Below are 18,475 nucleotides of genomic sequence, written 5' to 3'. Positions count from 1 at the left end.
CGCGACTTGGTTAACGAGTTCTGAAGAAGGCATTGATGCGGCCCATGACGAACAGGAAAAGACCCAAGGTCTATATCACGCGGAAACTGCCCGATGCCGTGGAAACGCGCATGCGCGAGCTGTTCGAAGCCGAGTTGAACGTCGATGACACGCCGCGCACGCGCGAAGAATTGATCGAGGCCGTCCGGACGGCGGACGTTCTGGTGCCGACCGTTACCGACCGAATCGATGCATCCCTCATTGCCGAAGCCGGCCCGCAGATGAAGCTGATTGCCAGTTTCTCGAACGGTACCGATCACATCGACATTGATGCCGCAGCCAAACAGGGCATTACCGTCACCAATACGCCGAACGTGCTCACCGAAGATACGGCCGACATGACCATGGCGCTGATCCTGGCCGTGCCGCGCCGCCTCGTGCAGGGCGCGCGTGTCCTCATGGACAAGCCGGGCGAATGGGAAGGCTGGTCGCCCACCTGGATGCTCGGTCGCCGTATCTCGGGCAAGCGCATTGGCATCATTGGCATGGGCCGCATCGGCACGGCTGTTGCGCGTCGCGCCAAGGCCTTCGGTCTGTCGATCCATTATCACAACCGCAAGCGGGTCAATCCGGCGACCGAGGACGAGCTGGAAGCGACATATTGGGACAGCCTCGACCAGATGCTCGCCCGCGTCGACATCGTCTCGGTCAACTGCCCCTCCACGCCGGCAACCTTCCACCTGCTCTCCGCCCGTCGGCTCGCCCTGCTGCAGCCCACCAGCTATGTTGTGAATACCGCCCGTGGCGACATCATCGACGAGGATGCGCTGGTCCAGGCGTTGCGCGCCGGCAAGATTGCCGGTGCCGGCCTCGACGTGTTCGAGAACGAACCTGCGGTCAATCCGAAGCTGGTGAAGCTCGCCAATGAGGGCAAGGTCGTGCTCCTGCCGCATACCGGCTCGGCCACGATCGAAGGCCGCATCGACATGGGCGACAAGGTGATCATCAATATCCGCACCTATTTCGACGGCCACCGGCCGCCGAACCGTGTCCTGCCGAGCAGGGGTTGACGATACCGTCAGGACAGGAGCTTCTGCATCTCGATAAAGGTGGTGCGATCGTAGCCTGCATGGCACTTCTCTGCCGTCCGGACGAAGCCCCAGGCTGCGAAACGACGGTGGTTGCCCGTCAGTTCGATCCGGGTCTCAAGCCGCAGGGCGGGCTTGCGCATCTGTCGAGCGATAGCCTCGGCCTCGGCGAGGAATCGGCTGCCGATGCCGGCCCCCTGGGCCTCAGGCGAAACCGCCAGCTTGCCGACATAGAGGAAATCTGGTTCCGGCCTTAAGAAAGCGCAGCCGACCAGTCGCCCGTCGATCTCAGCAGTCAGCCCGATCTCGTCTCGGACTTTGTCCTGGAGTGTTGCGACAGTCAGCCGATGGGCAGAGGAGGGCGGGTCGATCACGCCGTCCATATAGGCGAAGGAGCCCATAATCAGCGCCAGCAATTCCTCGAAGCATGAGAAGCTGTCGTCGATCCGGCTGATGTTCACGCTCATGCGCCAGCCCGTCGCTTGTAGCGAATAGTATCGAAGCGGGCCGCGAGCCCGTCATACATCAACAGCCGCCCGACCAAAGGCTCGCCGATGCCGGTGATCACCTTGATCGCCTCCATCGCCATCAGCGTGCCGATCACACCGGTCAGCGCCCCGATCACACCCGCTTCCGCACAGGCCGGCACGAGGCCTTCGGGGGGCGGTTCGGGGAAGAGGTCGGTGTAGCGGGGATGGAGCTCGCCATCGGGACCATTCTCATACGGCTTCAACACCGTCACGGTCCCGTCGAACCGCCCGACTGCCCCCGTCACCAGCGGCACCTTCGCAAGCTCGGCCGCATCAGCTGCCGCGTAGCGCGTGGAAAAATTGTCGGACCCGTCGATCAGCAGCGTATAGCGCGGAAGATAGTCCCGCGCGAAACCGGCATCGAAGCGCTCCTCATACCGCATGATCCGGCAATGCGGGTTGAGCCTCGCAATGGCCTGGGCGGCACTTTCGGTTTTTCTCTCCCCGAGCGTTCCCGTGTCATGAATGACCTGCCGCTGGAGATTGGACAGCGACACGCCATCATTGTCGACGATCCCGAGCGTACCGACACCCGCTGCCGCGAGATATTGCAGCACAGGCGAGCCGAGCCCGCCGGCGCCGATCACCATGACGCGCGCTGCTTTGAGCAATTGCTGCCCATGGCCACCCACTTCCGGCAGCAGGATATGGCGGTGATAGCGAGAGAGTTCTTCGGGCGACAGCGGATCCATGGGCGTCACCTTGCCACCCGAGCGGGGCGATGAAAAGTCGTGTCAGCCATCGAGACCTCCATCCCGCACGGTGACGAACTGCGCGCGCTCACCCAGCGCCGAGAACATCGCCTTGTCGGTTCCCGTCATGAAGGCCTGTCCGCCGAGTGCGTCGATGCGTTCGAACAGGGCTGCCCTCCGCCCTTCGTCAAGATGCGCTGCAATCTCGTCGAGCAGCAGGATCGGTGCAAATCCGGTCATCGTCGCCACCAGCCGAGCATGGGCGAGTATGAGCCCGATCAGCAGTGCCTTCTGCTCGCCGGTCGAACAGCGCTCCGCATCCATATCCTTTTCGATGTGCCGCACGATCAGATCGGCCCGATGTGGCCCGTCCAGCGTCCGTCCTGCCGCAGCATCCCGGTGACGCGACTGAGCGAGGATCTCGATATACCGCTCTTCGAACTCGAAGGCCGGCAGGTCGGCGAGGTCATCGAGGAAACCGTTGAGAGACAGGGATGCGGAAGGAAATGCGGATGTTTCCCGATCCGCTTCTATAAGGCCTGAAAGCAGGCCGAGCATCTCCCGCCGCGCCGCGGCCATCGCGACCCCGAGGGCTGCCATCTGCTGTTCGATGCCGGAGAGCCAGCTCGGATCGAAGCGCCCTTCCGACAGGAGCCGGTTGCGGCTCCGCATCGCCCGCTCGAAGTCGTTCGCGCGCCGCCCATGGGCGGGGTCGAGCGACAGCACCAGCCGGTCGAGGAAGCGACGCCTGTCTGCCGATGGGCCGGTGAACAGCCCATCCATGGCCGGGGTCAGCCAGAGGATCCGCAGATGATCGGTGAGTTCATCGACAGATTTCGCAGCCGCGCCGTTGATCCTCAGCCGGCGGACCAGATTGTCCTCTTCCGTGGTCTCGGTACCGGTGCCGATATCGGCTTCACCTGCCATTCCGTCGATCGCGGCAAAGACCGTGAAGCTTCCCGTGGCTCCAAGCCTTGGAATATCGGCGAGTACGGCGCGGCGAAGACCGCGCCCCGGCGACAGGAAGGAGATCGCCTCCATGAAATTGGTCTTGCCCGCACCATTGTCGCCGACCAGCACCACATGCCGCCCGTCCAGCGAAAGGCCGGCCTGCGTGTAGTTGCGGAAATCGCTGAGTTTGAGCCGGTGGATCTGTGTCTTCTGGGTCATCGGTCGGAATCGTTGTCGCCTTGAGCTAGGCCGATTGACTGTCGATGGCAAGGCGCAAGCGCCAATCTCTGGTCGAACAGGGCATGCGGCGCTTGGCGACATGGAACTCTCCAGCCATCACTGTAGTTTGACAGAACACCCAAGCCGGAGGCTTTGCCATGCCCCTCCATCCCGATGATCTGACACCCGAAGAAGCCCGCCGAGACCATTGGGAGATGTTGGGCTTCCTCGCGCTCAATGCCAGTTTCGGTGCGGCCCTGGGTTTTCTGGTGGCCTTCGCCATCGTCTGGCTCGATTTCGGCGGGCTTGGCACGTCGCTCGCCCGGTCCAGCCACCCGATCTTGCCGACCATCATGCTGGCAGTTCCCCTCGCACTGATCTTTGCCGCCGCCGTCACGGCATCGGCCGTCATGGCCATGCCCTATCGCAGGAAGAAGCAGCGCTGAAGGCATCGCGCCCGACGGCGTTTGACCGCGCCCGCGTCTTGCGGCATCTAGGCCGTATCGAGACGATGGAGAAAGCCATGGACACGCAGGAAGAACGCATCACGCGTCTGGAAGAGACCGTTGCGCATCAGACGCGTGTGATCGAGGAACTGTCGGACCAGCTGACGGAACAGTGGAAGATAGTCGAGCAAACCCGCGCAAAGCTGGATCGTCTGACGGAGCGTTTCCTGTCCTTGGAAGAGCAGGGCCTCGAAGCCCCCGCCATCACCCGACCGCCACACTACTGAGCGTGGCGGTTCTGCGTCGCGAAGCCGGTCAGCACCGCATCGACGAGATGCGAGAGCTGTTCGCGTGATGCATCCAGGCGCCCGGTCAGCAGTCGCTGCCAGCAGAAGCTGGAGAACAGCTCCATGACCAGCGGAATGTCGAGATCGGCCTGGATCTCTCCGCGCGCCACTCCCCGCTCCAGGATGATGCCGCTTGCCCGACAACGCGTTACCGCATAGTCGCGCAGCGCCTCCAACGCCGCTGGGTCGCTCTGCGCCTCGGCAATGATCGACCGAAACACCTCTCCACCGCTCTTCGTCCAGAATCCGAGCAGGGTCTCGAGGAAGGCGATCAGGTCCCCCCGCGTGCTCCCGGTGTCGGGATAGAAGGTCTCTCCCTTCTGTCGATGATAGACGTCGAGCAGCAGCGCCGCCTTGGAGGGCCACCAGCGATAGATGGTCGGCTTTCCGGCCTTGGCTCGCCGCGCCACCGCTTCGATGGAAAAGGCGGACAGCCCGCCTTCGCTGAGGATCTCGGCCGCAGCTGTGAGGATCGCCTCCTCGCTAGCGGGGTTCCGTTGCGCGCCGATCGACGTGCGCTTTGTGATGTCGGGTATGATGCTCGTCACAGTCGATGCTCCTTTGCCCGATCCCTAGCAGAAAAATCTATTGAACGAAACGGCCCGTTTCAATATAAACGAAACGTATCGTTCTTATGGAGCCTCCCATGTCCATCCCGTCTGCGCAGCGTCCCACACCTTCCAAGCATCGGCTCGCCCTTCTGATGCTCCTAGTGATCTACCCCTTTGTCACCGCCATTCTCTACGTGCTCATGCCGCTGACCGAGGGCTGGCCGATCTGGGCTCGCACGGCTCTCCTGGCACCGATCATGGTGCTGTCGATCGTTTATGGAATCGCACCCACGATCCAGAAGCACTTCGCCTGGTTCATCCTACGCCAGCCGCGCCTCCTCGCCTGACGCCCATGCAAAAGGGGCGGACCTTGTTGGCCCGCCCCTTGCAAATCTTGTCTTCACTCTGCCGAGCTCAGTCGCTGAGCGTGTCGAAGAAATCCTTCATCCGGGCAAAGAAGCCCGTCGATTCCGGATTGTTCTCCTTCGACGACAGCTGCTCGAATTCCTGCAGCAGTTCGCGCTGCCGCTTCGTCAGCTTCTGCGGCGTCTCGATCTGGATCTGGATGTAGAGATCACCAATCTGCGTCGAGCGAAGGACCGGCATGCCTTTGCCCTTCAGGCGGAACTGCTTGCCGGGCTGGGTGCCCTCCGGAACCGTCACACGCGACTTTGTCCCATCCAGCGTCACCACATCGAAGGTGCCGCCGAGTGCCGCCGTCGTCATCGAGATCGGAACGGAGCAGTAGAGATCCGCCCCGTCACGCTGGAAGAACTCGTGCGGCTTCACCGACAGGAAAATGTAGAGATCACCCGACGGACCACCGCGCAGTCCGGCCTCGCCCTCGCCCTGCAGGCGAATGCGTGTACCGTCCTCGATGCCCGACGGAATATTGACCGACAGCGACCGTTCTTCGGTCATCCGGCCCTGGCCGTTGCACTTCGTGCAGGGATCGCTGATCGTCTGGCCGCGACCATGACAGGTCGGGCAGGTGCGTTCGATCGAGAAGAAGCCTTGCGCGGCGCGTACGCGGCCGGAACCCTGGCAAGTCGTGCAGGTCTTGGGCTGCGTCCCGGGCTTTGCGCCCGATCCCGTGCAGACGTCACAGGTGATCGAGGTGGGAACCCGGATCTGCGCCGTTTTGCCGGTAAAGGCTTCTTCGAGGCTGATTTCCATGTTGTAGCGCAGGTCGGCACCGCGTTCGCGGCCGCCGCTGGAGCGAGCACGACCGCCGCGGCCACCGCCCATCATTTCGCCGAAGATGTCCTCGAAGATGTCGGAAAATCCGCCGCCGCCGGCAAAACCACCGCCGCCACCGCCGAAGCCGCCACCCATGCCACCCTGTTCGAAGGCAGCGTGGCCGAAGCGGTCATAGGCCGCCCGCTTCTGCGGATCCTTCAGGGTTTCATAGGCCTCGTTGAGTTCCTTGAACTTCTTTTCCGCCTCATCGTCTCCCGGGTTTTTGTCCGGGTGGTATTTCATCGCTAGCTTGCGGAAGGCGCTTTTCAGCTCCTTCTCGTCTGCCGTACGGCCGACCCCAAGGGTCTCGTAGAAATCTGCCTTTGCCATAGTCTTACAAAGCCCTCAAAGCTTTCACGACGCTCGTGTGGCTGCCCGCTGCCTTGCTGGCCTGCCTGTCGCATGCCTGCATGTCTTTTTGAAAATCAGACGCTGCGGAAATCGCATCCTGCATCAGGAGCTTGCGCGCCTCGCCCCTGCTGATCAGGCCGTCGGCGGATGTGACGGCCGCGAACGCCAGAGAATGCGCAGCCATGTCACAGGACGAGACTTCGCCACCGTTCTCGCGTCGCTGAAGCGCGGTTTCGATGATCTTGCCGAGTTCGTTGCCGAGGCGGGAAAGGGAATTGCTGTCCTTCGCGGAGATCGCCTTGGCCACTCTGGCCTCGGCGGCGCTCACCTGGCGGTGAACGGCGCTGACCTGCCCCCTGTCCTGTGCCACGGCACTGGTCGTCAGGATCAACGAGATGGCGGCTGGCCCAAGGGCCAGCCAGCACGTCGAACGGCGTCCGAAGCGACCCTGCATCAGGCCGACTTCTTCGCGTCTTCGTCCTTCACTTCTTCATAATCGGCATCGACCACGTTGTCGTCACCGCCGCCATCGGCGTCGCCTGCGCCACCCTCGGCCTGCTGGGACTCGTAGATGGCCTGGCCCAGCTTCATGGAGACTTCCATGAGGGTCTGGGTCTTGGCCGTGATGTCTTCAGCAGAAGGTTCGGAAGCTTCGGTTGCGGCCTTGAGGGCAGCAATCGCATCTTCGATCGCCTTGCGGTCGGTCTCCGAAACCTTGTCGCCATACTCCTTGACCGACTTCTCGGTGGAGTGGACGAGGCTTTCGGCCTGGTTCTTGGCTTCGACCACGGCACGACGCTGCTTGTCGGCCTCGGCATTGGCTTCGGCGTCTTTCACCATCTTTTCGATATCGGCGTCGGAGAGACCACCAGAAGCCTGGATGCGGATCTGCTGTTCCTTGCCGGTGCCCTTGTCCTTGGCCGAAACCTGGACAATGCCGTTGGCGTCAATGTCGAAGGTGACTTCGATCTGCGGAACGCCACGCGGCGACGGCGGCAGGCCGACGAGGTCGAACTGGCCGAGCAGCTTGTTGTCCTGGGCCATTTCGCGCTCGCCCTGCGAAACACGGATGGTCACGGCCTGCTGATTGTCGTCGGCGGTCGAGAAGACCTGGCTCTTCTTCGTCGGGATCGTCGTGTTGCGGTCGATCAGACGAGTGAAGACGCCACCAAGCGTTTCGATGCCGAGCGACAGCGGGGTCACGTCGAGCAGCAACACGTCCTTGACGTCACCCTGCAGAACGCCGGCCTGGATGGCAGCGCCGAGAGCGACGACTTCATCCGGGTTGACGCCCTTGTGCGGCTCCTTGCCGAACAGCTGCTTCACGACTTCCTGCACCTTCGGCATGCGGCTCATGCCGCCGACCAGAACGACTTCGTCGATATCGGCAGCGGTGACGCCGGCATCCTTGAGGGCTGCCTTGCAAGGTGCGATCGTGCGCTGGACGAGGTCGTCGACCAGGCTTTCGAACTTGGCACGGGTCAGCTTCATCGTCAGGTGCTTCGGGCCGGAAGCGTCTGCCGTGATGAAGGGCAGGTTGATTTCAGTCTGCTGCGAGGAGGACAGCTCGATCTTGGCCTTTTCAGCGGCTTCCTTCAGGCGCTGCAGGGCAAGCTTGTCGCCCTTCAGGTCGATGCCCTGGTCCTTCTTGAACTCGGTTGCGAGATATTCGACGAGACGCATGTCGAAGTCTTCACCGCCAAGGAAGGTGTCGCCGTTGGTCGACTTCACTTCGAAGACGCCGTCGCCGATTTCCAGAACGGAAATATCGAAGGTACCGCCGCCCAAGTCGTAGACGGCAATGGTCTTGCCTTCCGTCTTGTCGAGACCATAGGCAAGTGCTGCAGCGGTCGGCTCGTTGATGATACGCAGAACTTCAAGACCCGCGATGCGGCCGGCATCCTTGGTTGCCTGGCGCTGCGCGTCGTTGAAGTAGGCCGGAACGGTGATGACGGCCTTTTCGACCTTTTCGCCGAGATAGGCTTCTGCCGTTTCCTTCATCTTCTGGAGGATCATGGCCGAGATCTGCGAGGGCGAATAGCCCTTGCCCTGAGCTTCGACCCAGGCGTCGCCATTGTCACCCTTGATGATCGGGAAGGGAACCAGGCCCTTGTCCTTTTCGACCGTCGGATCTTCGTGACGGCGGCCGATCAGGCGCTTGACGGCGAAGAGCGTATTGGTCGGGTTGGTGACCGCCTGGCGCTTGGCCGGCTGGCCGACGAGGCGTTCGCCATCGTCCGAAAATGCAACCATCGAAGGCGTGGTACGAGCGCCTTCCGAATTCTCAATGACCTTTGCATCCTTGCCGTCCATGACGGCGACGCAGGAATTGGTCGTTCCAAGGTCGATACCGATTACTTTAGCCATGTCATTCTCTCCTTGAAGCAGGCCGTCGGAACCCCAATCAGGCATTCCTGATAGCCCCTCGACGTGGATGGTCTGGGATATACTGCAGCGCCGCTGCGGTTATGTCGCGTATATAAGAAGCGGTTTTTCCGACTGCAAGGCTGGAAATCCGCCGAAAACCGGTAAAAAAGAACAGATTGGCGCACCGCGTTCATGTGTTTTGCGCCGGCTGTCCGTCCCTTGTCGACCGGGTATGCTAGTGCGCCGGCCTTGCGTCAAGCCGACGGCGTTTCGCCGTCTACATGTGGGCGTTATTGTCCGAGGATCAAGTCGAGAAGCGTGGTGCGTCGCGTGCCCTGTGTCGCGCCGACTTCCGCTGGAGGAACCGGCCCCTGCGAGCTGTTGAAGTTCCCGGATGGAGCCGGCTCCGCAGGATACTGCTCCGCATAGACGGGATCGCCCGAATAGCGCTCTTCGCCACCTCCCTGCAGTACGTCGGAGATGATCGTGCCGATCGTCATCGGGTCCTGGGCGGGTGCTGGTTCGATGAAGTCGCCGCCCGGTAGCGGGGCAGGCGCAAGCCCCTGATGAGCCGCCGTCATGAAATCATGCCAGGCCTTGGCCGGCAGGCCGCCACCGGTGACCTTCTTCATCGACTGGCCGTCGTCATTGCCGAACCAGATGCCGGTTGTCAGGTTGCTCGTATAGCCGACGAAGAGGGCATCGCGGAAAGACTGTGTCGTACCGGTCTTGCCGGCCGCTTCCCAGCCCGAAAGCCGCGCATTTTTTCCCGTCCCGTGGTCGATGACATCGCGCATCATGCCGTTCATGGCAGCCACAACGCCATCGTTGAGCACCTTGGGCGGCTCGAGATAGTTGTTCTCGTAGAGCAGCGAGCCGTCGGCCTTCGAGATCCGGCGCACTATATGCGGTGTCGCCTTGTATCCGCCGTTCATGAAGGGTGCATAAGCGGCCGTCAGCTCGAGCAGCGAGACTTCCGACGTGCCGAGCGCGATCGATGCATTGTTCTGTAACTCCGATTCGATCCCCATCCGATGCGCCACCTTGATCACCTGATCAGGCCCGACTTCCATCACCAGCTGGGCCGCAATCGTGTTCAGCGATTCTGCCAGCGCCTGTGTGGCGGTCACTTGTCCCCTATACTTCTGGTCGTAATTCTCAGGTGTCCAGGAGCCGATCCGGATCGGCGCATCGTTGCGCACGGATGTCGGACGCAGCCCGTTTTCGACGGCTGCCGCATAGACGAAGGGCTTGAAGGCCGATCCAGGCTGGCGTTTGGCCTTGACGGCACGGTTGAACTGGCTCTCCGAATAGTCGCGTCCCCCAACCAATGCGCGGATCGCGCCCGTTCCGTCGATGGAGACAAGTGCGGCCTGCGAGGCGTTGACCTTCGCACCCTCGGCCGACAGCGATTCCGTCAGCGCCGCTTCCGCCTTCTTTTCGAGCGTCATGTCGATCGTGGTCTCGACGAGGATGTCCTCGGTCACCTGGCCGATCAGCAGGGTCACCTCGTCGCGCACGAGGTCTGCGACATACTGGCCGGCACCACTCCAGTAGCGCTTCGCCTTGGTCGGCGGCTGCGACATCGCCGTCTTGATCTCGTCGGCGGTGATATAGCCCTCTTCGAGCATGGCCTGCAGCACGACCTGGGCCCGCGCCTCCGCCGCTTCCGGATCACGCGCCGGCGACAGCCTTGACGGCGCCTTCAGGAGGCCCGCCAGAAGTGCTGCTTCTCCGAGGTTCACGTCACGCGCAGACTTGTTGAAATAGCGCCGTGATGCGGCTTCCACGCCGTAAGCGTTGGAGCCGAAAAACACCCGGTTCAGATACATCGCCATGATCTGGTCCTTGGTGTATTTCTGCTCAAGCCAGAAGGCGAGCAGCACTTCCTGCACCTTGCGCTCGATGGTACGCTCAGGCGACAGGAAGAGGTTCTTGGCCAGCTGCTGGGTGAGCGTCGAGCCGCCCTGCACCGCCCGCCCATTCGTGACGTTGGTAACGATCGCACGCGCAAGCCCCAGCGGATCGACGCCGAAATGCGAGTAGAAGCGCCGGTCTTCGATCGCCATCACCGCCTGCGGAATGAAGGGCGACATTTCCTCGAGCGGCAGGGCTTCCCCGCCGGTCGCGCCGCGATTGGCGATGACCGTGCCCTCGACGGACACGATCTTCATGTTCGGCGGACGTTCGGGGATCGACCAGCTGCTGGCGCTCGGCATCTGCGAGCCGTAATAGGCGACAAGCCCAACGACGGCGATCCCGCACCAGATGGAAAATACGAAACCCCAATAGATCAGCTTGCCGAGACCGAAACCAACGCCACTGCTTTGGGCCTTGCGACATCTCGGATTGCTCGACTTGCCCCGCTTGGCCGTGGATCCCGTTTTCTTGCCACCCGATTTTGCCCGGCGGCTGCCGATGACGCGGTCGTCCGCATCCAGCCGAAAATCCTCGTCCTCGCGCTCGTTGTCGAAGCTCGGCTCAATGCGGTCGCGGGATTTTCCTCGGCTCACCATTGCGGTGGTCGTGCTCCAGATGTTCGGTGTGCAATGCCTGGAAGCATGCACGAAAATTGCTTCAAGAAACGTCGGGCGATCAAACCTGTGCTGACATGCATGATCGCGCAATTGCACAGTAAATGCGGCGATTTAAGGGGTGGTTAAAGCCCCGTAAACAAGCCTTGAACGCTCCGTGAACCTACTGGCAGAGATCCGCCCAATCGCCATTGACCAAGGCAATCATCCGCTCCGGTGCGATTTTCACCGCAGCATTGGTCGCACCACCTGCTGGCACTACTTCGTCGAAGGCCTTGAGCGACAGATCGCCATAGACCTTGAGCGGTGAGGGCAGGCCGAAGGGGCAGACACCACCGACAGGATGGCTCGTTGCCTCGACCACCGCTTCGGCATCGAGCATGCGCGGCTTCACGCCGAAACGGTCCTTGAACTTGCGATTGTCGAGCCGCTTTGTGCCGGCCGTGACGACGAGAACCACGTCGTCGCCGATCCTCAGGCAGATCGTCTTGGCGATCTGGTCCGGCTCCACGCCATGTGCCTCGGCTGCAAGCGCCACGGTCGCGGAGCTTGCCTCGGTGACGATGACGGAGATGTCGGGTGCTTTTTCCCGGAAGAACTGTCGGACGGATTCGAGGCTCATGGGAGAAGTCTAACCGGAGCGCTCAAGGCTTTTCAAGCGCACGCATCTTGAAAGCCGGATCGAGCATCCCCATCTCTAGATCACCAGACGATAGAGCGTTTGCAGAAATCCTGTTCCAGGAACTTCAAAACGCTTAACCGGTTGTTAAGCATCCAGAGCGATCATCAAGATCCGGGATGCGGTTCACGAAGGTGGGCCAACATCCGAGACATCGAATGGCACGTTTCCGTCCCTGACCACGGATGTACTGGCAGGCAAGCGTAGAAGCGTAAAGGAAAGGCCGGTTTTTGACCGGCCTTTTTGCTTTTCTGGCCTCAGCCGTTTGCGAGCGCGTCAAGGATGCGGATCCACGAGCGGATGCCCTTGTGGAACGAGTTGAGATCATACTTTTCGTTCGGCGAATGGATGCGGTCGTCGGTCAGGCCAAAGCCGACCAGCAGCGAATCCATGCCCAGCATCTTCTGGAAGTCGCCGACGATCGGGATCGAGCCGCCCATGCCGATGATCACGGCCGGCTTCGGCCATTCATCCGACAGCGCGTTCTTCGCCTTGGTCAGTTCCGGCGAATCATAGGAGAGCTGGATGGCCGGCGAACCGCCATGTTCATGGAACTCCACCTTGCAGTCAGCGGGAATGCGGGCCTGTACGAAGGCGCGGAAGCTCTCGCGCACCTTGGCGGGATCTTGCGTCCCGACCAGACGGAACGAGATCTTCGCCGAGGCCTTGGCCGCAATCACGGTCTTGAATCCCTCGCCGGTATAACCGCCGATAATGCCGTTCACTTCGGCCGTCGGACGCGCCCAGGTGAGTTCCAGCACGGAACGGCCCTTCTCACCAGCGGGGACCGACAGGCCCACCTCGCCGAGGAAGCTCTCCGCCGTCCGCCCCAGGCTCTCCCAGGAGGCCTTGATGTTGGCGGGCGTCTCCTCGACACCATCATAGAAGCCGGGAAGGGTGACCTTGCCGGTTTCATCATGCAGATCGGCGAGGATCTTGGTCAGGATATGAACGGGATTGGCAGCGGCACCGCCGAAGAGACCCGAATGCAGGTCGCGGTCGGCTGCGATGATGGTGACTTCTTCGCCGACGAGGCCACGCAGGGCCGCAGCGATCGCTGGCGTCTCGCGATCCCACATGCTGGTGTCGCAGACCAGCGCAAAGTCTGCCTTCAGCTCGTCGGCATTCGCAGCGAGGAACGGCTTCAGCGATGGCGAGCCGGATTCTTCTTCGCCCTCGAACAGGATGGTGATCTTGACCGGCAGCGAACCTTTCACCGCCTTGTAGGCGCGGCAGGCCTCGACGAAGGTGAGCAACTGCCCCTTGTCGTCGGAGGTGCCGCGACCGGTGATGATCTTGCGGCCGTCCTTTTCCTTGATCGCGGGCGCGAAGGGATCGTCTTCCCACAGATCGAGCGGATCGACCGGCTGCACGTCGTAATGGCCGTAAAACAGCACGTGCGGTGCGTCGGCCGCATCGGCCGCGTGATGGGCCACCACCATCGGGTGACCGGGCGTATCCCGCAGCGAGGCCTCGAAGCCCAGCTCGGAGAGGGCAGAAACCAGCCACTCGCCGGCCTTGCGGCAATCGGCCTTATAGGCCGGATCCGTCGAGATCGACGGGATGCGCACGAGATCGAACAGGCGCTCGAGGCTCTGCGGCAGGGCCTCGTCAGCCTTGGCGAGGATGGGGGAGAGATCGGTCATGGTCATGTCCTGCAAATTTGAAAGTGCGGCGGACGATAGACCAAACCTCCTCATGTTTCGAGGCGTTCTGACCGCGAATTTTTCTCAACACACTATCAACGTCCGCTCACAGCTTTCGCGCGTTGGCGATCGCCCAGCGTATGTATTCCTTGAGTAATTCCTTCTCGAAGCGGCGAAAACCGCGGAAGACAGCTTGTTCCGCCTCATCGGCCGCAGCAAGCGCTTCCTCGCGCATGTCGCGCGCCTTCGCTGTCAGGAAGATCTGTTGCGCCCGCTTGTCCGTGGGATGCACACGGCGCTCGATCAGCCCGTCGCGCTCCATGCGCGCGAGCGTGTTGGCGATCGTCGCCTGTTCCACGTCGACGCGGTCGAGAAGCTGCCTCTGGGTCAGCCCTTCTTCCTCCCAGAGTTCGATCAGGATCGGAAACTGACCCGGAGAGAAGCCGAGCTTGGCCGCGCGTGCGTGCAGCGCGCGGGTGAAACCACGTGCCAGCTGGCTCGCCAACCATGTGGCGGATTCGGAGCGGTCGGGGATCGTACGGTCATGGGCCATGGCACTCGACACGTCGTCGTGGTTCGTCGTTCGGGAATGATCGCATGCGATCCATTTCCGAGGCTGACTAATTTTGGGTTTTCGCAGAGAGGGACGGAAGCCGCCGTGGCTTTAGGCGGGGGACTGCCACGACGGCTCCAGAATATAGGGACAAAGGCCCGGAGAGGGGGATAAGGCCTTTGTCCAAGTCTGAAGCGGCGGGGGACGAGCCTCTTTCAGACTACGGCGTGATCAGGCGCCGATGACTAAGATTTGTGGCTTGGAATGTGGTTTTTCAAGGGAAGACGGGATTACAAATCGGTAAGCTTTTCGTGATGGTCTGGTGTGATCCGTTGGACGGATCTGATCGGTCTTGCAGCGCGATTTTGCGTGCCTTGCGGCAAACCATCATGGACGTTTCAGCCGCCCCGCGCTATCCATGCCGACATGAAAAAAGGCGATCATCTCTTCCTCGTCGACGGCTCCGGTTTCATCTTCCGCGCCTTCCACGCCATCCCGGCCCTCAACCGCAAGTCGGACGGTCTTCCCGTCAACGCGGTCTCCGGCTTCTGCAACATGCTGTGGAAGCTCCTGCGGGATGCCCGCAACACCGATGTTGGGGTGACGCCGACCCATCTGGCCGTCATCTTCGACTATTCGTCGACGACCTTCCGCAAGGAAATCTACCCGCTCTACAAGGCGAACCGATCGGCTCCTCCTGAGGACCTCATCCCGCAGTTCGGCCTGATCCGCCACGCCACACGCGCCTTCAACCTGCCCTGCATCGAGACTGAAGGTTTCGAGGCCGACGACATCATCGCCACCTATGCCCGCCAGGCGGAAGCGACCGGCGCAGACGTCACGATCGTCTCCTCCGATAAGGACCTGATGCAACTCGTGACCGCGAATGTGCATATGTACGACGCGATGAAGGACAAGCAGATCGGCATTCCCGATGTCATCGAGAAATGGGGTGTGCCGCCGGAAAAAATGATCGATCTCCAGGCGATGACGGGCGATTCGACCGACAATGTCCCTGGCATCCCCGGCATCGGCCCGAAGACAGCAGCCCAGCTTCTGGAAGAATTCGGCGATCTGGAAACGCTGCTCGCCCGCGCCGGTGAGATCAAGCAGGTCAAGCGCCGCGAAAACATCGTCGCCAATGCTGAGCTCGCCCGGCTCTCCCGCCAGCTCGTCGAACTGCGCACCGACGTGCCGATCGACATGAAGCTCGAGGAGTTGGTGCTGGAGCCGCAGAACGGGCCGAAGCTCATCGGCTTCCTCAAGGCGATGGAGTTCACCACGCTTACGCGTCGTGTGGCCGAGGTCTGCGATTGCGATGCCGGGGCCATCGAACCGGCCGCCGTTCCAGTCGAATGGGGTGACGCCGCCCGCGGTCCCGATCTCGACGCCGGCGAAGCGCCTGCGGCGTCCGCGTCGCCGAATTCAGCGACAGCCGCTGCTGCCTCGGCAGCTAGCCCCGACGGCAACACCCCGGCCGATCTCGTAGCGAGCCGGGCCAATGCATTCGCCGGCAAGCCTATCGATACCAGCACATATGTGACGATCCGCGACATCGAGACCCTCGAACTCTGGATCGCCGCTGCCCGCGAAACCGGCCTCGTCGCCTTCGACACCGAGACGACGTCGCTCGATCCGATGCAGGCCGAACTCGTCGGCGTCTCGCTTGCGATCCAGGACAACGTCCTGTCACCGGGATCGACCGACATTCGCGCCGCCTATATCCCGCTGACCCACAAGACCGGCATCGGCGATCTCCTTGGCGGCGGTCATGCCGAGGGCCAGATCCCGATGAAGGATGCGCTCGCGGCATTGAAGGGTCTGCTGGAAGACCCCTCCGTGCTCAAGGTCGCGCAGAACCTCAAATACGACTACCTGGTGATGAAGCGCCACGGCGTCACGCTCCAGTCTTTCGACGACACCATGTTGATGTCCTACGTGCTCGACGCCGGCAAGGGCAATCACGGCATGGACGGCCTGTCGGAGAAATGGCTCGGCCACACCCCGATCCCTTACAAGGACGTTGCCGGCTCCGGCAAATCTTCCATCACCTTCGATCTCGTCGACATCGATCGCGCTACGGCCTATGCCGCCGAGGATGCTGATGTGACGTTGCGCCTTTGGCTGGTGCTGAAACCCCGCTTGGCCGCAGAAGGCCTGACCCGCATCTACGAGCGTCTTGAGCGCCCGCTGGTGCCGGTGCTCGCCCATATGGAAGAGCGCGGCATCACCGTCGACCGCCAGATCCTCTCCCGCCTGTCAGGCGAACTCGCCCAGAAGGCCGCGGCCACCGAGGACGAGGTTTACGAACTCGCCGGCGAGCGCTTCAACATCGGCTCACCCAAGCAGCTCGGCGATATCCTGTTCGGTCGCATGGGCCTGCCCGGTGGCTCCAAGACCAAGACCGGCCAATGGTCGACCTCCGCCCAGGTTCTGGAAGACCTCGCCGCCGAAGGCGCGCCGCTGCCGCGCAAGATCGTCGACTGGCGCCAGCTCACAAAGCTGAAATCCACCTATACCGACGCGCTTCCCGGCTACGTGCACCCACAGACGAAGCGGGTCCACACGGGTTACTCCCTGGCATCGACCACCACCGGCCGCCTGTCATCGTCGGAACCAAACTTGCAGAACATCCCGGTCCGCACCGCCGAAGGCCGCAAGATCCGCACGGCCTTCATCTCGACGCCCGGCCACAAGCTCCTGTCGGCCGATTACAGCCAGATCGAACTGCGCGTCCTAGCTCATGTCGCCGACATCCCGCAGCTCCGTCAGGCCTTCGCCGATGGCATCGACATTCACGCGATGACGGCGTCGGAAATGTTCGGCGTGCCGGTCGAAGGCATGCCGTCGGACGTCCGCCGCCGCGCCAAGGCAATCAACTTCGGCATCATCTACGGTATCTCCGCCTTCGGTCTTGCCAACCAGCTGAGCATCGAGCGTTCGGAAGCCGGCGACTACATCAAGAAATATTTCGAGCGCTTCCCCGGCATCAAGGACTACATGGAGAGCACCAAGGCCTTCGCCCGCGAAAAGGGCTATGTGGAAACCATCTTCGGCCGCCGCGCGCATTATCCGGAAATCAAGTCGTCCAACCCCTCCATGCGCGCCTTCAACGAACGCGCCGCGATCAACGCCCCGATCCAGGGCTCGGCCGCCGACGTCATTCGTCGCGCCATGATCCAGATCGAACCCGCACTCGTGGCTGCGGGTCTTGCCGAACGGTGCCGCATGCTGCTGCAGGTGCATGACGAACTGATCTTCGAGGTCGAGGACGAGGCCGTCGATACCGCAATGCCTGTCATCGTCGACATCATGGAAAACGCCGCCATGCCGGCCGTCTCCATGCGCGTGCCGCTCAAGGTCGACGCCCGCGCCGCCCACAATTGGGACGAGGCGCACTGAGAATTCCCGGCTTCGGCCGAAACGAAAACAACGGGGTCGAGAACGGCCCCACAGGAGTATGAGATTTGGCTTTCACCACCATCAACGGCAATGTCGTCCATTACGAGCTGATCGGGGAGGCGAAAGCCAAGAACCTGATCGTTTTTTCAAACGGGCTCGGCACCGACTTCCGCATCTGGCTGCCGCTCTTCGATGAACTCGGCGACGACGTCTCGGTGCTGTTCTATGACAGCCGCGGCCACGGCCTCTCCGGCGGTGCCGACAAGCCCTTCGGCATGGCCGATCTGGTCTCGGATCTCGCGACCCTCTGCGACGAACTCGGCATCCGCAAGGCCACTTTCTGCGGCCTCTCCGTCGGCGGTCTCGTCTGCCAAGGCCTCTGGCAGGAGCGGCCGGACCTGTTCCGCAGGCTTATCCTCTGCGACACCGCACCCCGCATCGGTACGGCCGAGATCTGGGCCGAGCGCATCGCCGGCATCGAGAAAGACGGGATCGAAAGTGCCGCCGACAGCGCCATGGCGCGGTGGTTTACACCGGCCTTCCACGAAGACCGCGCCGACGAACTGGCAGGCTACCGTCTGATGATGACGCGCCAGTCAAAGGCCGGCTATCTCTCGACCTGCGCCGCCCTGCGCGACACGGATTTCTCCGACGTCCTGCCGACCATCACTGTGCCCACCCTCTTCGTCGTCGGCGACCAGGATGGCTCGACGCCGCCCGCCACCGTCGAAGCCGGTTCGCAGCTCGTGCCGGACGCGCGTTTCGAGGTGATCGACGACTGCGCCCATATCCCCTCGGTCGAACAGCCGGAGGCGCTCGCCGAGCTGATCCAGGGCTTCATGCGCAAGCAAGCGAACTGAGAATAGTCTCTAGAAATGCAGAAGCCGCCTCATGGGCGGCT

Annotated in this window: 17 protein-coding genes; 6 read left to right on the top strand and 11 right to left on the bottom strand. The window is 62.1% G+C overall.

Annotated features, from left to right (window positions below; genetic code table 11):
* Nucleotides 1-44: 44 nt before the first annotated feature.
* Nucleotides 45-1,049: a 2-hydroxyacid dehydrogenase gene (locus E9677_RS05675; protein ID WP_136557072.1), complete on the top strand. Its 1,005-nt coding sequence runs from the start codon at nt 45-47 to the stop codon at nt 1,047-1,049.
* Between the two features lie 8 nt (nt 1,050-1,057).
* Here the strand turns inward: E9677_RS05675 and E9677_RS05670 are convergent, their stop codons facing one another.
* The 3 genes from E9677_RS05670 to recF are packed head-to-tail and all read right to left on the bottom strand — an operon-like array spanning nt 1,058 to nt 3,459.
* Nucleotides 1,058-1,534 carry a GNAT family N-acetyltransferase gene (locus E9677_RS05670; protein ID WP_136557071.1) on the bottom strand — a complete coding sequence of 159 codons (477 nt, stop codon included), beginning with the start codon at nt 1,532-1,534 and terminating at the stop codon, nt 1,058-1,060.
* Nucleotides 1,531-2,289 carry a molybdopterin-synthase adenylyltransferase MoeB gene (locus E9677_RS05665; protein ID WP_136557070.1) on the bottom strand — a complete coding sequence of 253 codons (759 nt, stop codon included), beginning with the start codon at nt 2,287-2,289 and terminating at the stop codon, nt 1,531-1,533. Before E9677_RS05665 ends, E9677_RS05670 begins: the two co-directional genes overlap by 4 nt.
* Before the next feature lie 42 nt (nt 2,290-2,331).
* Nucleotides 2,332-3,459: a DNA replication/repair protein RecF gene (gene recF, locus E9677_RS05660; RefSeq protein WP_136557069.1), complete on the bottom strand. Its 1,128-nt coding sequence runs from the start codon at nt 3,457-3,459 to the stop codon at nt 2,332-2,334.
* A 158-nt stretch (nt 3,460-3,617) separates the two neighbouring features.
* Between recF and E9677_RS05655 the strand changes: the two genes are divergently transcribed.
* Both E9677_RS05655 and E9677_RS05650 read left to right on the top strand, forming a co-directional pair.
* Nucleotides 3,618-3,905, top strand: coding sequence for a hypothetical protein (locus tag E9677_RS05655; RefSeq protein ID WP_136557068.1), 288 nt, complete (start codon nt 3,618-3,620; stop codon nt 3,903-3,905).
* 77 nt (nt 3,906-3,982) lie between these two features.
* Nucleotides 3,983-4,192 carry a SlyX family protein gene (locus E9677_RS05650; RefSeq protein WP_136557067.1) on the top strand — a complete coding sequence of 70 codons (210 nt, stop codon included), beginning with the start codon at nt 3,983-3,985 and terminating at the stop codon, nt 4,190-4,192.
* On the opposite strand, the gene E9677_RS05645 is transcribed toward E9677_RS05650, so the two are convergent.
* A complete protein-coding gene (locus E9677_RS05645) occupies nt 4,186-4,800 on the bottom strand; it encodes a TetR/AcrR family transcriptional regulator (protein WP_136557066.1) in 615 nt (204 codons plus the stop codon). The two genes, E9677_RS05650 and E9677_RS05645, sit on opposite strands and share 7 nt — an antisense overlap.
* A gap of 98 nt (nt 4,801-4,898) precedes the next feature.
* On the opposite strand from E9677_RS05645, the gene E9677_RS05640 reads away from it, so the two are divergent.
* Nucleotides 4,899-5,150 carry a hypothetical protein gene (locus E9677_RS05640; protein ID WP_136557065.1) on the top strand — a complete coding sequence of 84 codons (252 nt, stop codon included), beginning with the start codon at nt 4,899-4,901 and terminating at the stop codon, nt 5,148-5,150.
* Nucleotides 5,151-5,217: 67 nt separating this feature from the next.
* Here the strand turns inward: E9677_RS05640 and dnaJ are convergent, their stop codons facing one another.
* From dnaJ to E9677_RS05605, 7 genes are all read right to left on the bottom strand, one after another.
* On the bottom strand, nt 5,218-6,372 hold the full coding sequence (gene dnaJ / locus E9677_RS05635; RefSeq protein WP_136557064.1) for a molecular chaperone DnaJ: 1,155 nt from the start codon (nt 6,370-6,372) through the stop codon (nt 5,218-5,220).
* Between the two features lie 4 nt (nt 6,373-6,376).
* Nucleotides 6,377-6,700 (bottom strand): hypothetical protein, encoded by a 324-nt coding sequence (locus E9677_RS05630; RefSeq protein ID WP_235882855.1) that lies wholly within the window; start codon nt 6,698-6,700, stop codon nt 6,377-6,379.
* Nucleotides 6,701-6,846: 146 nt separating this feature from the next.
* Nucleotides 6,847-8,760: a molecular chaperone DnaK gene (dnaK, locus tag E9677_RS05625; protein WP_136557062.1), complete on the bottom strand. Its 1,914-nt coding sequence runs from the start codon at nt 8,758-8,760 to the stop codon at nt 6,847-6,849.
* A gap of 290 nt (nt 8,761-9,050) precedes the next feature.
* Nucleotides 9,051-11,276 carry a transglycosylase domain-containing protein gene (locus E9677_RS05620; protein WP_136557061.1) on the bottom strand — a complete coding sequence of 742 codons (2,226 nt, stop codon included), beginning with the start codon at nt 11,274-11,276 and terminating at the stop codon, nt 9,051-9,053.
* 181 nt (nt 11,277-11,457) lie between these two features.
* Nucleotides 11,458-11,916 (bottom strand): YbaK/EbsC family protein, encoded by a 459-nt coding sequence (locus E9677_RS05615; protein ID WP_136557060.1) that lies wholly within the window; start codon nt 11,914-11,916, stop codon nt 11,458-11,460.
* A 314-nt stretch (nt 11,917-12,230) separates the two neighbouring features.
* A complete protein-coding gene (locus E9677_RS05610) occupies nt 12,231-13,619 on the bottom strand; it encodes a dipeptidase (protein WP_136557059.1) in 1,389 nt (462 codons plus the stop codon).
* A gap of 106 nt (nt 13,620-13,725) precedes the next feature.
* Nucleotides 13,726-14,172 carry a MarR family winged helix-turn-helix transcriptional regulator gene (locus E9677_RS05605; protein WP_136557058.1) on the bottom strand — a complete coding sequence of 149 codons (447 nt, stop codon included), beginning with the start codon at nt 14,170-14,172 and terminating at the stop codon, nt 13,726-13,728.
* Between the two features lie 426 nt (nt 14,173-14,598).
* Between E9677_RS05605 and polA the strand changes: the two genes are divergently transcribed.
* Nucleotides 14,599-17,574, top strand: coding sequence for a DNA polymerase I (polA, locus tag E9677_RS05600; protein ID WP_136557057.1), 2,976 nt, complete (start codon nt 14,599-14,601; stop codon nt 17,572-17,574).
* A 65-nt stretch (nt 17,575-17,639) separates the two neighbouring features.
* On the top strand, nt 17,640-18,434 hold the full coding sequence (pcaD, locus tag E9677_RS05595) for a 3-oxoadipate enol-lactonase (RefSeq protein ID WP_136557056.1): 795 nt from the start codon (nt 17,640-17,642) through the stop codon (nt 18,432-18,434).
* Nucleotides 18,435-18,475: the final 41 nt, after the last annotated feature.

This window comes from Peteryoungia rhizophila, assembly GCF_004912145.1.
GTDB classification, from domain to species: Bacteria; Pseudomonadota; Alphaproteobacteria; order Rhizobiales; family Rhizobiaceae; genus Allorhizobium; species Allorhizobium rhizophilum.
Note: the sequence above shows the minus strand (reverse complement) of the source record. Positions and strands in the feature narration are given on the sequence as shown.